Annotated in this window: 14 protein-coding genes and 1 tRNA gene; 13 read left to right on the top strand and 2 right to left on the bottom strand. The window is 70.5% G+C overall.

Going from position 1 to position 13,379, the window contains the following annotated elements; translation table 11 throughout:
- Nucleotides 1-99 precede the first annotated feature (99 nt).
- The 13 genes from COC42_RS01935 to COC42_RS01995 all read left to right on the top strand — a co-directional run bounded on the left by COC42_RS01935 (nucleotide 100) and on the right by COC42_RS01995 (nucleotide 10,783).
- On the top strand, nucleotides 100-783 hold the full coding sequence (locus COC42_RS01935) for a lytic transglycosylase domain-containing protein (RefSeq protein ID WP_096341605.1): 684 nt from the start codon (nucleotides 100-102) through the stop codon (nucleotides 781-783).
- Entirely contained in the window at nucleotides 780-2,744 is a 1,965-nt protein-coding gene (locus tag COC42_RS01940; protein ID WP_245843765.1) for a flagellar biosynthesis protein FlhA, read from the top strand. Before COC42_RS01935 ends, COC42_RS01940 begins: the two co-directional genes overlap by 4 nt.
- On the top strand, nucleotides 2,741-4,621 hold the full coding sequence (gene sctC, locus COC42_RS01945) for a type III secretion system outer membrane ring subunit SctC (RefSeq protein ID WP_096341606.1): 1,881 nt from the start codon (nucleotides 2,741-2,743) through the stop codon (nucleotides 4,619-4,621). Before COC42_RS01940 ends, sctC begins: the two co-directional genes overlap by 4 nt.
- A complete protein-coding gene (locus tag COC42_RS01950) occupies nucleotides 4,618-5,757 on the top strand; it encodes a hypothetical protein (RefSeq protein ID WP_096341607.1) in 1,140 nt (379 codons plus the stop codon). The genes sctC and COC42_RS01950 overlap by 4 nt, the downstream gene beginning before the upstream one ends.
- Nucleotides 5,758-5,778: 21 nt before the next feature.
- Nucleotides 5,779-6,099 (top strand): hypothetical protein, encoded by a 321-nt coding sequence (locus COC42_RS01955; protein ID WP_245843766.1) that lies wholly within the window; start codon nucleotides 5,779-5,781, stop codon nucleotides 6,097-6,099.
- A gap of 5 nt (nucleotides 6,100-6,104) precedes the next feature.
- Nucleotides 6,105-6,506 carry a hypothetical protein gene (locus tag COC42_RS01960; RefSeq protein WP_096341608.1) on the top strand — a complete coding sequence of 134 codons (402 nt, stop codon included), beginning with the start codon at nucleotides 6,105-6,107 and terminating at the stop codon, nucleotides 6,504-6,506.
- 18 nt (nucleotides 6,507-6,524) lie between these two features.
- On the top strand, nucleotides 6,525-7,268 hold the full coding sequence (gene sctJ, locus COC42_RS01965; protein ID WP_245843767.1) for a type III secretion system inner membrane ring lipoprotein SctJ: 744 nt from the start codon (nucleotides 6,525-6,527) through the stop codon (nucleotides 7,266-7,268).
- Nucleotides 7,265-7,723 (top strand): hypothetical protein, encoded by a 459-nt coding sequence (locus tag COC42_RS01970; RefSeq protein ID WP_141395761.1) that lies wholly within the window; start codon nucleotides 7,265-7,267, stop codon nucleotides 7,721-7,723. Before sctJ ends, COC42_RS01970 begins: the two co-directional genes overlap by 4 nt.
- Entirely contained in the window at nucleotides 7,720-8,322 is a 603-nt protein-coding gene (locus COC42_RS01975; RefSeq protein ID WP_096341610.1) for a FliH/SctL family protein, read from the top strand. The genes COC42_RS01970 and COC42_RS01975 overlap by 4 nt, the downstream gene beginning before the upstream one ends.
- Nucleotides 8,312-9,622, top strand: coding sequence for a FliI/YscN family ATPase (locus tag COC42_RS01980; protein WP_096341611.1), 1,311 nt, complete (start codon nucleotides 8,312-8,314; stop codon nucleotides 9,620-9,622). The genes COC42_RS01975 and COC42_RS01980 overlap by 11 nt, the downstream gene beginning before the upstream one ends.
- The gene (locus COC42_RS01985) at nucleotides 9,619-10,059 is read left to right on the top strand and encodes a hypothetical protein (RefSeq protein ID WP_096341612.1); all 441 of its coding nucleotides are present in this window, start codon (nucleotides 9,619-9,621) and stop codon (nucleotides 10,057-10,059) included. Before COC42_RS01980 ends, COC42_RS01985 begins: the two co-directional genes overlap by 4 nt.
- Nucleotides 10,056-10,652 carry a hypothetical protein gene (locus COC42_RS01990; protein WP_096341613.1) on the top strand — a complete coding sequence of 199 codons (597 nt, stop codon included), beginning with the start codon at nucleotides 10,056-10,058 and terminating at the stop codon, nucleotides 10,650-10,652. The genes COC42_RS01985 and COC42_RS01990 overlap by 4 nt, the downstream gene beginning before the upstream one ends.
- A gap of 56 nt (nucleotides 10,653-10,708) precedes the next feature.
- Nucleotides 10,709-10,783, top strand: a tRNA-Val gene (locus COC42_RS01995).
- 42 nt (nucleotides 10,784-10,825) lie between these two features.
- Here COC42_RS01995 and COC42_RS02000 read toward each other — a convergent pair.
- Together COC42_RS02000 and COC42_RS02005 are read right to left on the bottom strand one after the other, a co-directional pair.
- Nucleotides 10,826-12,472: an MFS transporter gene (locus COC42_RS02000; protein ID WP_096341614.1), complete on the bottom strand. Its 1,647-nt coding sequence runs from the start codon at nucleotides 12,470-12,472 to the stop codon at nucleotides 10,826-10,828.
- Between the two features lie 65 nt (nucleotides 12,473-12,537).
- A complete protein-coding gene (locus COC42_RS02005) occupies nucleotides 12,538-13,329 on the bottom strand; it encodes a hypothetical protein (RefSeq protein ID WP_096341615.1) in 792 nt (263 codons plus the stop codon).
- Nucleotides 13,330-13,379: the final 50 nt, after the last annotated feature.

Consider the following 13,379-nt stretch of genomic DNA (forward strand, 5'->3'; position numbering starts at 1 on the left):
ACTTACAGTTACAAATCCGCGACTGTCGCGCTTATACTGTCGGTATTCTTGACAACTCCGGGCGCATCGGCGCAGCAGGCAGACAAAACTGCGCAGAAGATGAAAATCGATGCGGCGCGTTACTTCGGTGACTGTCCGCTCGACGGACAGGTGCGCGTCGCGAATCCGCGGGCCGGCGAACGTTATGCGGCGCTCAGCAACTGCGGCGATCGCCTCGTTCACGCGCCGCCCGCCGCGCTGCCCGCCGACCCGAGCGTCGCGCGGATCATCGGCGTCGAGGACGAGGACGAAAGCCCGGCCAAGAAGCGCGCCCGTGAAAAGCGTGCCCGCCAGCTGGTCAGCATCTCGACCCGCAGCGGCAGCCGCGTGCCCGTCAGCCGTTATGACGCGCACATCTTCCGCACGGCGGCGGCGTACAAGGTCGATCCGCTGTTCCTCCACGCGATCATCGCGACCGAGTCGGCGGGCAATCCGCGCGCGGTCAGCTATGTCGGCGCACGCGGCCTCATGCAGATCATGCCGGCGACGGGTCGCGGCCTGGGTGTCGAGCCGGTCGCGCTGTTCGATCCCGCCGTCAACGTCGACGCGGGCGCGCGGCACCTCAAGCGATTGCAGAAGCGCTACGGCCGCAACTTCGACCTGATCCTCGGTGCCTATAATGCCGGCGAGGGCGCGGTCGCGCGATACGGCAACCGCGTGCCCCCTTATGCCGAAACGCAGAGCTATGTCCGGAAGGTCATGGCCCGGTACGAGGGGTATCGCCGCGCGGGGCTGACCCGGTGAGTGCCGCCGCGCTCCTCGCCCGCCTGCCGCGCGGGGGCCTGCGCGCCGCCGACGTCATGCTCGTCGCGGGCGTGGTGGCGATTGTCGCGCTGCTCATCCTGCCGCTACCGGCGCTGGTCCTCGACATCCTGATTGCGGCGAACATCACGATCGGCGTGCTGCTCCTGCTCAGCGCACTCTACATCCACAAGCCGCTCGACTTCTCGACCTTTCCGACGGTGCTGCTCCTCAGCACGCTGTTCCGCCTGTCGCTATCGATCGCGGCGACGCGCATGATTTTGACCGAGGCGCATGCCGGCCACATCGTCCAGCAGTTCGGCGAGATGGTCGCGGGCGGCGAGCTGGTCGTCGGGCTCGTCGTCTTCCTCATCATCACGATCGTCCAGTTCATCGTCATCTCGAAGGGTGCCGAGCGCGTGGCCGAGGTCGCGGCGCGCTTCAGCCTCGATGCGATGCCCGGCAAGCAGCTGTCGATCGACAGCGACCTGCGCTCGGGCCTCATCACCAAGGACGAGGCGCGCGCGCGCCGCCGCACGCTGGAGAACGAATCGAAGCTGCACGGCAGCCTCGACGGCGCGATGAAGTTCGTGAAGGGTGATGCGATCGCCTCGATCGTCATCGTGCTCGTCAACCTGATCGGCGGGCTGGCGGTCGGCATGTTCTCCCGGGGCATGGCGATGAGCGACGCGATCGAGACCTATTCGATCCTGACGATCGGCGACGGCCTCGTCGCGCAGCTGCCCGCCCTGTTCAGTGCGATGGCCGCGGGCCTGCTCGTCACCCGCACGACCGATGAGGATGCCGAGCGCGACCTAGGACCCGCGATCGCCGCGCAGATCGGCGGCAAGCCGCGGGTGCTGTTCATCGCCGGCGGCGTCTGCGTGCTGATGGGGCTGATCCCCGGCTTTCCGACGCTCGTCTTTTTCGGCCTCGCGACCGCATTACTCGGCGGCGGGGCGATGCAGCATCCGACGACGCGCAAGTGGATCGACGCCAAATGGGCGCGCGTCGACAATCGCCCGGCGGCGATGCCGACCGAGGTCGAGGTTCGCGCCCCCGCCCCGCCCCAGGTCCGCCCGCTCCTCATCGAGGTGGCGGCCCCCGGCCTCGACGCCGCGCGCGTCGCGGCGCTGGCGGAGGGCATCGCCGCGATGCTCGAACGGGTGCAGGCGCGCACCGGCCTGCCCCTCCCCGCCGCCGCGATCGAGCCCAGGGCGCTGCCCGCGGGCGAGCCGGGCAAGTGGGCCGCCTATGTCCACGACGCCCCCGTCGCCAGCGGCGCGATCGAGGGCGAGGACCTGACCCAGGTCGCGCCCGCGCTCGAGGCGATGCTCCGGCGCGAGATTGGCCGCTTCCTCGGCCTTCAGGAGACGACGGCTTTGCTCAACCGCGTCGGCGCCGATTATCCCGACGTCGTCAAGGAGGTGGTCCGCGCGGTGCCCGCCGCCAAGATCGCCGAGGTGCTGCGCCTCCTCGCCGAAGAGGAAGTGCCGCTTCGCAACATGCGCGACGTGCTCGAGGCGATTGCCGAGGCGGGCCAGTCGGAACGGGCAGCAATCCCCATCGCGGACCTCACGCGCAACTCGCTCAAGCGCTACCTCTCGCTGCCGCATGTCGTCGACGGGCGCTTCCGCGTGCTCGTCGTCGGCGCGGCGCTGGAGCGCTTCCTGCGCGACAATATCCGCACCGTCGATGGCGTTGCGCGCCTCGCCATGGAGCCAGAGCACGCCCGACAGATGATCGCGATGCTGCGCGAGCAGGTCGCCACGACCGGCGCCCGCGCGGTGCTGACCGCATTCGAACTGCGCCGGCCGCTGCGCCGCCTGGTCGGTCCTGACCTGTTCGAGGTGCCGATCCTTGCCTTCAACGAGCTGTCGCCCTCGATCCCGCTCGACGTGGTGGGCCAGCTCGACCGGACCCCTGCCGCCCTGGAAAACAACGATATGGGAGCGACTGAGTGAGCCTTGCACGGACTTTCACGCTGAGCGGCACCGCCACTGCCGTCATCGCCGCACTGATGGTGGTGGCGCCGCAGCCGGGCGTCGCCGCCGATCCGCCCTTTCGCACGCGGCCGGTGACGCTCACCCCGCGTAATCAGGATGTGGGCGCGTTCGTGCGCGAGTTCTTCTCGGCCGCGGGCCTCACCGTCAATGTCGATGCGCGCGTCACGGGCAAGATCAACGGCCGCTTCTCGGGCGCGCCGGCACAGGTCTGGAACCAGGTGTCGCGTGCCTTCAACCTCGTTGCCTATTATGACGGGTCGGTGGTGACGGTCTATTCGGCCGATCAGGTCGAGAGCCGCACCGTCTCCGTCCCCGCCGGCCGCGCGCCCGAACTGGCGGCGGGCGTCGCTGACGCGGGCCTTGCCGATTCGACCAACCGCGTGCGTCCGACCGGCGAGGCGACGATCCTCGCGACCGGTGTGCCGCGATTCCTCGATCAGGTGCAGCAGCTCGCCGCCGCCGCACCCAGCCGCTCGCTGCCCGGCATGGGCGGCATCGGGCCGAACACCGCACAGATCGCTCCCGCCGCCGCGCCGGGACCGAGCTATATCGAGCCCTACGAACTGCGCGTCTTCTATCTGCGCTATGTGCGTGCCGACGACACCAAGCTGGTGGCGGGCGGGCGCGAACTGACGGTGCCGGGCGTCGGCACGTCGTTGAGCCGGATCATGGGCGACGGATCAGCGGTCGCGGGGAGCATCAGCGCCAGCTACGGCGGGCGGACGCTGCGCCAGAGCGCGCAGCGGCTGGGCGGCCGCGGCCTCAACAGCATCGCCCCCGATGCCAACCAGACGCCGCAGCTCACCCCCTACGACGACGAATATCTGGGCCTGCCGCCCAGCGCCCCGGTCCCCGTGGTTTCGGCGCGCGAGCCGAGCCCGCAGGGCGGTCCGCGCATCGCCATCGACCCTTCGCTCAACGCCGTCATCGTCCGCGACCGGCCCGAGAACATGCCCGCCTATGAGGGCCTCGTCCGCGCGCTCGACATCGCGCCGCAGATCGTGGAGCTCGAAGCGACGATCATCGATCTCAATATCGAAAAGCTGCGCGACCTCGGCATCGACTGGCGGATCCGCAGCCAAGGGTTCAATGCGCTGTTCGGCGGCGACATCCTGCGTCGCTCGGGCAACCCCAATACCGACACCAGCCGTTTCGGCGCGCCCAACGAAGGGCTGTCGCTGTCGGGCGTGATCGGCGCCAACCGCGAGTTCATCGGCCGCATTTCCGCGCTCGAGCGGCGCGGCGCGGCCAAGATCGTCTCGCGTCCGCAGATCGTCACCCTGTCGAATATCGAGGCGGTGTTCGACCGCACGCGCACCTTCTACGTCCGCATCGCCGGCGACCGGCAGGTCGATCTGTTCAATGTTACCGCCGGCACCGTGCTGCGCGTCAACCCGCACGTCCTGATCGACAATGGCCAGCCGCGGATCCGTATGGTCGTGGGGGTCGAGGACGGCACGCTCCTGAACCAGGAAGTCGACGACATCCCCGTCGTCGAGCGGGCGAGCGTCAACACGCAGGCGATGATCAACGAGGGCGAAGGGCTGCTGCTTGGCGGCCTGACCGTCAACGCGCAGTTCGACGCCGAGTCGAAGATCCCGCTGCTCGGCGACATTCCGGTGCTGGGCGAGCTGTTCAAGACGCGCAACCGCAATCGGCAGCAGACCGAGCGGCTGTTCCTCATCACCCCGCGCATCATCCGCCTCGACCAGCTTCAACAGGGCGGCGCGGTCGCCGCCCTTCCGGCAGCCGGGGCAGGCGAAGTGACCGCGCGGCTTCCCACCGGCAATCCGCTGACCCCGCCGGTGCTCAAGGACAAGAAGGGCACGCCATGACCCAGCATCGCGCCACCCCCGCCACCGACCTTGCCGCGGTGCTCCGCATCGTCGGCGGCCGCCTGTCGGGCAAGGAATACCCCCTCGCCCGCGACCGGCGCATCTGCATCGGCCACGGGCTAGCCAACGACGTCGTACTGCGCGGCGCGGGGTGTCAGGGGTGCGCGGTCGAGTTGACACTGGGCGAGGCCGCCGCCGACCTTCGCGTCCTGTCGGGCCAGGTAGAGCTGCTCGGCCGTACGCTGGCGGCGGGCGAGGAAGCGCGGCTGCCGCCCTATCTTCCCTTCCGCCTGGGCGAGCATCTGATCGCGCATGGCGAACGCACCTCCCCGCGCTGGAGCGACGCGGCGGAGGTGGCGACCGGCCCGATCGCCGCGCCGGTCGTGCCGCTCGCCGCGCCGACTTTGCTCGACCGGGCAGAGGCGGCGGGCCGCAGCGCGCTGTCGACCGTGGCGGAGCGGGTGAGCGTGCTGCACGTTGCGATCGCCAGCGCGGCGATCATGCTCGTCGGTGCAGCGGCGGGTCCCACGGGTGCCTTCATCGAGGAGCAGTTCGGCGGCCCCGCTGCGCTCGAAAGTGCCTATCGCGACGCCGGCTATCGAGCGCTCGAGGTGACGCGCAATCCGAGCGGCGGCCTGGTCGTCGCCGGCGCGGTCGAGAGCGAGGGCGATATCGCCCGTGTGCGCGAGATCGCGCAACGCGCTTATGGCCCGGTCATGGTCGATGTCAGCTCGGCGCAGGCGCTCGCCAATGCCGCGACCGATATCCTGGCCGCCCAGGGCCTCGACGCCCGCGCGGTGCCCGCGGGGCTCGGCGGAATCGCGGTCGAGGCGCCATATCTGCCCGCCGACCGCCAGGATCAGCTTCGTGCGCTCCTCTCGCGCGACCTGCCCGGCCTGCGCCGCGTCAGCTTTCGCGTGGACGATAGCCGCGGCGGCAATCCGCTTCAGACGCTGTTCGCCTCCAGCGGCACCGGCCTCGCTACCGTGGTCGAGGACCCGCCGCACATCGCCACCGCCGACGGCTCCCGCTGGTTCCCCGGCGCAGTGCTGCCGACCGGCCACCGCCTGATCGCGGTCGAGGCCGGCGTCGTCCGCTTCGAGAAGGACGGCCGCGTCGAGGAGCTTCGTCTCTGACCCCCCCGAAGGAGAGTGCATGTGACCCAGATCAACAACATCCCCGTCAACACCGACCTGTCGACGCTGGCGGCGAGCCCGCTGACCAGCCAGCGCACGCAGAAGAACACGCCCGGCAACTGGTTCGAGGCGTTCGCCGCCGCCTGGGGCAACGCGCTCGACCGTCAGGCGTCGGCGATCGAGCAGCGCAGCGACCTGATGGCCAATGACGGCGGCGACACTCCCTCGGCCATCACCCAGCTGACCGCCGAATCGATGAAGATGAGCTTCCTGTCGAACAGCTCGCACACCTCGCTCGACAGCGTCTCCAAGGCGCTCGAGACGATGGCGCGCAAGAGCTGAACGCGATGTCGATCGAAGCTATCGCCGCACAGGCGGCATCGCCGGAGATGGTGGGGGCGAAGTCGTTCGACATCGCCCCGGCCATGCCGCAGCAGGTGGGGCCGGAAGCGACCGCACAGTTCGAGAACGCCATGGCGGCGCAGCAGGCGCAGCGCGTCGGCGGCGCGAGCGATGTGCCGCCTGCGGTCAAGGACCTGCTCGGCACCCTCGACAAGGTGAATACAGAGGCCAAGTCGGTCTCCGACTATGCCCGCACCGCCGAAACCTCGGGCGGGGAGCTGACGCCGGGCGAGATCGTGAACCTCACGATGCGCTGTCAGGAGTTCATGTTCCACTGCCAGCTGACCTCGAACATCGCCAACCGCAGCTCGGACGGTGTCCAGCAGCTGTTCCGCCAGCAGAGCTGAGGCGGACGGGAGAGACCTATGCGCGCCCTCAAGCGCTCGTTGATGCCGATCGGCCTGCTCCTCGCCGCCGCGACCCTGTCGGGCTGCGGCGAGCAGGAAGTGTACGGCAAGCTCAAGGAACCTCAGGCGAACGAGATGATCGCGGCGCTGCGCGGCGCCAACATCAACGCCAGCAAGCAAAGCTCCGGCGAGGGCGAGTGGTCGGTGGCGGTCAGCCCCGACCAGTTCGCGCGTGCGGTCGAGGTGCTGAAGGCGCAGGGCCTGCCCCGTGACGAGTTCCAATCGCTGGGCGACGTCTTCGCCAAGAAGGGCTTCGTCTCCTCGCCCGTCGAGGAGCGGGCGCGGCTGATCTACGGCCTCAGCCAGGAACTCAGCCGCACCGTCAGCGCGATCGACGGTGTGGTCGAGGCGCGCGTTCACCTCGCCATTCCGGAGGTCGACCCGCTGTCGGACAAGACCAAGCCATCGTCCGCCGCGGTGTTCGTCAAATACCAGCCCGGCTTCGAACTCCGCAGCCAGACCGGTGCGATCAAGAGCCTCGTCACCAACTCGGTCGAGGGGCTGCAGTACGAAAAGGTGTCGGTCGTCATGTTCCCCAGCCAGGCCGCGCCCGTGCAGCGCGACCTGTCGGTGGCGCAGTTCGACACGCCGCTAATGCGCATCCTGCTCGTGCTGGGCGTGCTCGCCTGGCCCGTCGTGATCCTGCTGCGCCGGCGTCGGCGGCCCGCCAACCTGCCCGCGACGGTGGAGCCCAAGAGTTGAGCGGACGCGCACGCCTGTACGAGGCGCTTGCGACCGCGCGAGCCGCGGGTGTGCCCGTGACGCGATCCGCGCGGCTGCTCGACCGCGGGGCGCGGGCCGGCTCGCTCGCCGATCTGATGACATGGCCGCGCTGGCCCGCGCTGCCGCCCGACCAGCGCGAGCGCGTGTGGCGCCTGACCGCGCTTATTGCCGCGCGCGACGCCCTGCCCGACGTGATCGACGGCGCGACGCTGCGCGGCCTTGCCGCCGCGGTGGGCGAGGATCGGCTGGAAGCGGTGCTCGACCTGCCGCCCGGTGGCGACGCGGCACTCCCACCCACGACGACGCTCGGGGAAGCGGGTCGGCGCATTGCCGAAGCCGCGCTGCCCGCTGCGCTTGCCACGCGGCTCGGTCACGCGAGCGACCGGCCGGACGCGGCACACCATGTCGCTGCCGCCGAGGAGATCGCCGCATGAGCTTCATCCTCCATCGGAGCGAGGGCTCGCTGCTCGCCACCGATCGCCCGATCGTCAAGGCGGGCGAGCGTGCGCACCTGACCGACGCGCTCGCCCTGATCGGGCGACTGCGCGCCGAGGCTGCCGCCGCCGACACCGCCCGCGCCGCTGCCGAGGATGAGGCGCGCCGCCGCGGCCATGACGAGGGCTATGCCGCCGGCCGCGCTGCCTTTGCCGACGCGATCGCCGCCGTGGCCGCCCAGGCGAGCGAGGATCGCGCCCGGCAGGAGACCGAGGTCGCCGCCCTCGCCCTCACCGCGCTCCGCCAGATCGCGGGCGAGTTGGGCGATGCGGCGGTGATGCAGGGCGTGGCCCTCCGCGCCGCGCGGGCGGTCGTGCCGCAAGGACCCGTCGCGATCGAAGTCGCACCCGCCATCGCCGCGGAGGTCGAGGCGGGGCTTGGCCGCCTCGATCCGGGGGCCGAGGTGACGGTGCGCGCCGACCCGACGCTCGGCGAGCGTGAGTGCCGCGTGACCGGCCCCGACAGCCGCATCATCGCCGATCTCGATCGCCAGATCGCGGGCGTCGCCGAACGCTGGAGCGTCAGCGATGAGCCTTGAGGCGCGCGTCCAGGACCTCGTCCGCACGTTGGGCGAGGCGCCCGCCTTCGAGCAGCGCGGGCGGGTGCGCGGCGCGATCGGTACCTCGATCCGCGTTGCCGGCCTGTCGGCGCGGATCGGACAGACCTGTGCGTTGCTCGACCGCGACGGGGCCGAAGTGCTGTCGGCCGAGGTTGTGGGCCTCGCCGACGGCGAGGTGCTGCTGTCGCCGCTGGGCGACTTGCGCGGGCTGTCGAGCGAGACCGAAGTCGTCGTCCGCGTTGGCGAGGATCGCGTGCCCGTTGGCCCGGCGCTGCTCGGCCGCGTGGTCGATGCGCGCCTGCGTCCGCTCGACGGCGGACCTGCCATAGAGGGCGACGGCTTTCGCCCGCTTTATGGCGAGAGCCCCAACCCCATGTCGCGCGCGCGGATCGACACCGCGGTCGAGACGGGAGTCCGCGCGATCGACGGCCTCATGCCGCTCGGCCGCGGCCAGCGCATGGGCGTGTTCGCGGCGGCGGGCGGCGGCAAGTCCACCCTGCTCGCCACCCTTGCCCGTCAGACGCGTGCCGACGCCGTCGTCATCGCGCTGATCGGCGAGCGCGGGCGCGAAGTGCGTGAGTTCGTCGAGGACAATCTGGGTGCCGAGGGCCTGTCGCGCTCGGTCGTCGTCGTCGCAACGTCCGATCGCCCCGCACTCGAACGCGCGCGCGCCGCCCATGCCGCGACCGCGGTTGCCGAGGGGCTGCGCGCCGAGGGGCGCCACGTCCTCCTCCTCATGGACTCGGTGACGCGCTTCGCCCGCGCGCTGCGCGAGATCGGACTGGCGAGCGGCGAGCCGCCGGTCCGCCGCGGCTTCCCGCCTTCGGTCTTCGCCGAGCTGCCGCGGCTGTTCGAGCGGGCCGGCGCCGACGACCGCGGGGCGATCACCGCACTCTACACTGTGCTGCTCGAGGACGAGGTCGACGATCCCGTTGGCGAGGAGGTCCGCTCGCTGCTCGACGGCCATATCCACCTGTCGCGCAAGCTCGGCGCGTGCGGCCACTATCCGGCGATCGACGTGCTCGGCAGCCTGTCGCGTTTGATGCCGCAGCTTGCCGATGCTGCGCAGCAAAGCTCGGCGACGGCGCTTCGTGCGCATCTCGCCAAGCTCGCCGAGATCGAGATCCTGCTGCAGGTCGGCGACTACAAGCCCGGCCAGGACGCCGCCGCCGACCGCGCGATCGCCGCGCGCGAGGCGATCGACGCCTTCCTCCGACAGCCGCACGATCAGCCGGTGGCAGTTGCGACGACGCAGGCGCTGCTCAGGAGCTTTGGATGACGACGCTCGCTCAATTGGCTGGCCTGCGTGATCGCGAAGTGGAGCGTGCCGCGCGCGCCGCACGGGAGGCAGCCGCGGCGGTCGATGCCGCCGCCGCCGAGCTTTCGACCGTCGAGCTGCTGCTCGAGACCGCGGCGATGGCCCGTCACGCTGCCGCCGCCCGCCGGCTGCTGCATCCCGCCGACGAGTGTGTCGCGCTCTACCTCCAGCGCTGCGAACAGGGCGTCGCCGAGGCCGAGCGTGCACTCGAAGCCGCTCGCCAGTCGCTCGAGGCGGCTGAAACCGCCAGCGTGCAAGCGCGCCGCGACTGGATGCGGGCCGAGGCGCGGCGCGACGCGATGCGCGGCCTCGTCGAAGAGGCGCACCGCGACAGCCGGCGCGCGGCCGAGAACCGCATCGCTGACGAACCCATTCTTCGCGCAGGAGCCCGCCGATGAGCCCCGTCGCCAACGACCGCCCCGTCCACACCGCCCCCCCGCCCCGCCGCGGCGACCCCGCGCCCGAGCCTGAGCAGCGCGCCCGTTTTGAGGACGCGCTGTCGCGCCGCGAGCCCAGACAGGAGGGGAAGCAACTCCACGGCGAGCAGCCCGCCCCCGATCTCGCCCAGCTCGGTCACGCGCCGTACCAGGGCTTCGACCTTACCCAGGACCAGGGTCGCCGCGACCGTGGCACGCGCGAGGAGGCGCTGGCGATGCTCGACGGCCTCCGCCCTGCTCCCGCGCCTGCACAGCTACCTGCCGATGCAGCACCGTCCGCGCTGCCCCAGGCAGCGGCGCTCCCCACGACGCATGCCGAGTTCGCGCAGCGCCTCGACCTGCCGACGCAGCCGCTCGGCGGCGAGTTCCAGCTGTCGATGTCCGACACGCGCTGGCTTGCCAGCCATGCCGTCGTCGCGCGCGACAATGCGGGCGGCCTGTCGCTCGACGTCTCGACCAACAGCGATAGCGATGCCGAGGCGCAGCGCGCCGAGTTGCGCGCCCGGCTTGAGGCGCGCGGCCACCGGATCGACCGCATCGATTTCGCCGGCTGACCCGCTTTTTGCGCTTGCGCGGCCCCATCGCCGCCGCTAACAGCGCCACTCCCGGCGGGCGTGTAGCTCAGTGGTAGAGCACTGTGTTGACATCGCAGGGGTCGCAAGTTCAATCCTTGCCACGCCCACCATCGAAAACCCCGGCAGCCCAGCGGCTTGCCGGGGTTTTTGATTCAATCCTCGATGCGCCGGCGAAAGGTTTCGGGCAGGAAGGTGAGCCCGATGACTACCGTCGCGCCCGCGACGATCACCGGATACCACAGCCCGTCATAGATGTTGCCCGTCGCCGCGACGATCGCGAACGCCGTCGTCGGCAGGAACCCGCCGAACCAGCCATTGGCGATGTGATAGGGCAGCGACATCGACGTGTAGCGGATGCGGCTGGGGAACAGCTCGACCAACAGCGCCGCGATCGGGCCGTACACCATCGTCACGAGCAGGACGAGCGCGAACAGGATCGCCACCACCTGTACCCGGTCGATGCGCACCGGATCGGCCTTGGCCGGATAACCCGCCGCCGCGATCGCATCGCCCAGCGCCGTCCAGCGCGCGGGATCGTTGGGGACCGCGGCAGGATCGGGCACCTCGAATCGGACGTCGCCGACCGCGACCACGCTCGCCCGCCCGGTTGTGGCTTGCGTGGCATAGGGCAGACCTGCCTTGGCCAGGTACGCCTTGGCCAGGTCGCAGCTCGTCGTGTCGAACTTGTTGCGCCCCACCGGATCGAACTGGAGCGAGCAGGTCGCAGGATCGGTCGTGACCACGATCGGCGCGCTGGCCGACGCCGCCGCCAGCGCCGGATTGGCGGCGCGGGTCAGCGCGTGAAACAAGGGGAAATAGCTGACCACCGCCAGCGCACAGCCGGCGAGGATGATCGGCTTGCGTCCGATCCGGTCCGAGAGCCAGCCGAAGAAGACGAAGAACGGGGTGCCGATTGCCAGCGCGACCGCGATCAGGATGTTGGCGGTCGCGCCGTCGACCTTCAGCACCTTCTCGAGGTAGAAGAGCGCATAGAATTGCCCGGTGTACCAGACCACCGCCTGCCCCGCCCCGGCGCCGAACAGCGCGATCAGCACCCAGCGCAGGTTGCGCCACTCGCCGAATGCCTCCTTGATCGGTGCCTTCGACGTCGTCCCCTCTTCCTTCATCTTCTGGAAGACCGGGCTTTCGGCGAGTTGCAGCCGGATCCAGATCGACACGCCCAGGAGCACGATCGAGACGAGGAACGGCACCCGCCAGCCCCAGGCGGCGAAGCTTTCCTCGCCGATCGCGGTGCGCAGGCCGATCACGACCAGCAGCGCCGCGAACAGGCCCAGCGTGGCCGTCGTCTGGATCCAGCTGGTATAGAGCCCGCGCTTCCCCTCGGGCGCATGCTCGGCGACATAGGTGGCCGCGCCGCCATATTCGCCGCCCAGCGCAAGGCCCTGCAAGAGCCGCAGCGTGACGAGGATGAACGGCGCGGCGATCCCGATCGCGGCGTAGGAAGGAAGCAGGCCGACCGCGAAGGTCGACAGGCCCATCAGCCCCATGGTGACGAGGAAGGTGTTCTTGCGCCCGACCAGATCTCCGATCCGCCCGAACACCAGCGCGCCGAACGGCCGCACCGCGAACCCCGCGGCGAAGGCGGCGAGCGCGAGGATGAACCCCGTCGTTTCGTTGACGCCCGAGAAGAACTGCGCCGAGATATGCGCGGCGAGCAGGCCGTAGAGGTAGAAATCATACCACTCGAACACCGTGCCGAGCGACGAGGCGGCGATCACCAGCTTCTCGTTCTGGCCCACCCGACCCGTATCGGGCACTGCGCCCGTCAATCCTGCCACGCAAACCTCCCCGCCTTTTGCTTTACCGCTAACAAGCCATGTTCGCGGCGGCTTGCCAATGGCGTTCAGCGGCGACGTCGCTCGACGCCATAGTCGATACGTATGCGCACCCACTCGCCGACGCGGTATTCGCCGCCGACACGTGGCGGGCGGACCTTGAACTGCCAGGCGGCGGCGAGGACCGAGCGCGCGATGTTCGATCCCTCGGGCGATTCGCCCAGCGACACGCAATCCTCTACCCGCCAGTTGGGCGCGGTCCGGCACGCGATCAGGCCGTAGCCCGGCCCGCTTGCGGTCGACAGATAGCCGCGCAGCTCGTCGTCATAGGGCTCGCGGTACCAGGCGGCGGCGTAGAGCGGCTCGCCATTGGGCGCGCGGCCGACCACCTCGCTGTCGGGTGGGCCGGGCGGGCCACGATCGACCGGGCCATAGGTAGGGCGTCGTGCGGGCGCGGCGGGGGCAGCGGCCGGCGCGCTCGGCCGGCGTATGTCGGCCTGCGCCAGCGTTTCGCGCGGCAGGAGGATATAGGGCGGCGGCGACGGCGCGGGCGGCGCGTCGCTGGGCGGCGTCGGCACGGGCGGCGCCAGGCGCGGCTCGGTAGTCGGCGGCGTCTCGGCGGGCGGCGTCTCGGCCTCCGCCGGCGGGGTCTCGGTTTCCGGCTGCGCCTCGGCGGCGGGCTCGGGCGAGGCTTCGTCGGCGGCTTCCATCGTGAAGACCGGCGTCGATTTCGCGTCCTCACGCCCGACCAGATCAGGCTTGAGCGTCAGCAGGATCAGCACGAGCAGCAGCTCGACGAGCAGCGCCAGCACCACGCCGGCGATCCGGCGCGCGCGTTCGCCGCGTAAACGCTCGGGCATTCGGTGAAGGATGGGGGCAAGCGACAGGGGCAAGCGGGCGATCAACCTTC

Source organism: Sphingomonas spermidinifaciens, from assembly GCF_002351485.1.
Taxonomy (GTDB): Bacteria; Pseudomonadota; Alphaproteobacteria; order Sphingomonadales; family Sphingomonadaceae; genus Sphingomonas; species Sphingomonas spermidinifaciens.

Coding starts and splice junctions, on each gene's coding strand:
- COC42_RS01990 (WP_096341613.1), top strand. CDS start 10,056: ATGAGCCCCGTCGCCAACGACCGCCCCGTCCACACCGCCCCCCCGCCC.
- COC42_RS01950 (WP_096341607.1), top strand. CDS start 4,618: ATGACCCAGCATCGCGCCACCCCCGCCACCGACCTTGCCGCGGTGCTC.
- COC42_RS02005 (WP_096341615.1), bottom strand. CDS start 13,329: ATGCCCGAGCGTTTACGCGGCGAACGCGCGCGCCGGATCGCCGGCGTG.
- COC42_RS01975 (WP_096341610.1), top strand. CDS start 7,720: ATGAGCTTCATCCTCCATCGGAGCGAGGGCTCGCTGCTCGCCACCGAT.
- COC42_RS01935 (WP_096341605.1), top strand. CDS start 100: ATGAAAATCGATGCGGCGCGTTACTTCGGTGACTGTCCGCTCGACGGA.
- COC42_RS01960 (WP_096341608.1), top strand. CDS start 6,105: ATGTCGATCGAAGCTATCGCCGCACAGGCGGCATCGCCGGAGATGGTG.
- COC42_RS01985 (WP_096341612.1), top strand. CDS start 9,619: ATGACGACGCTCGCTCAATTGGCTGGCCTGCGTGATCGCGAAGTGGAG.
- COC42_RS01980 (WP_096341611.1), top strand. CDS start 8,312: ATGAGCCTTGAGGCGCGCGTCCAGGACCTCGTCCGCACGTTGGGCGAG.
- sctJ (WP_245843767.1), top strand. CDS start 6,525: ATGCGCGCCCTCAAGCGCTCGTTGATGCCGATCGGCCTGCTCCTCGCC.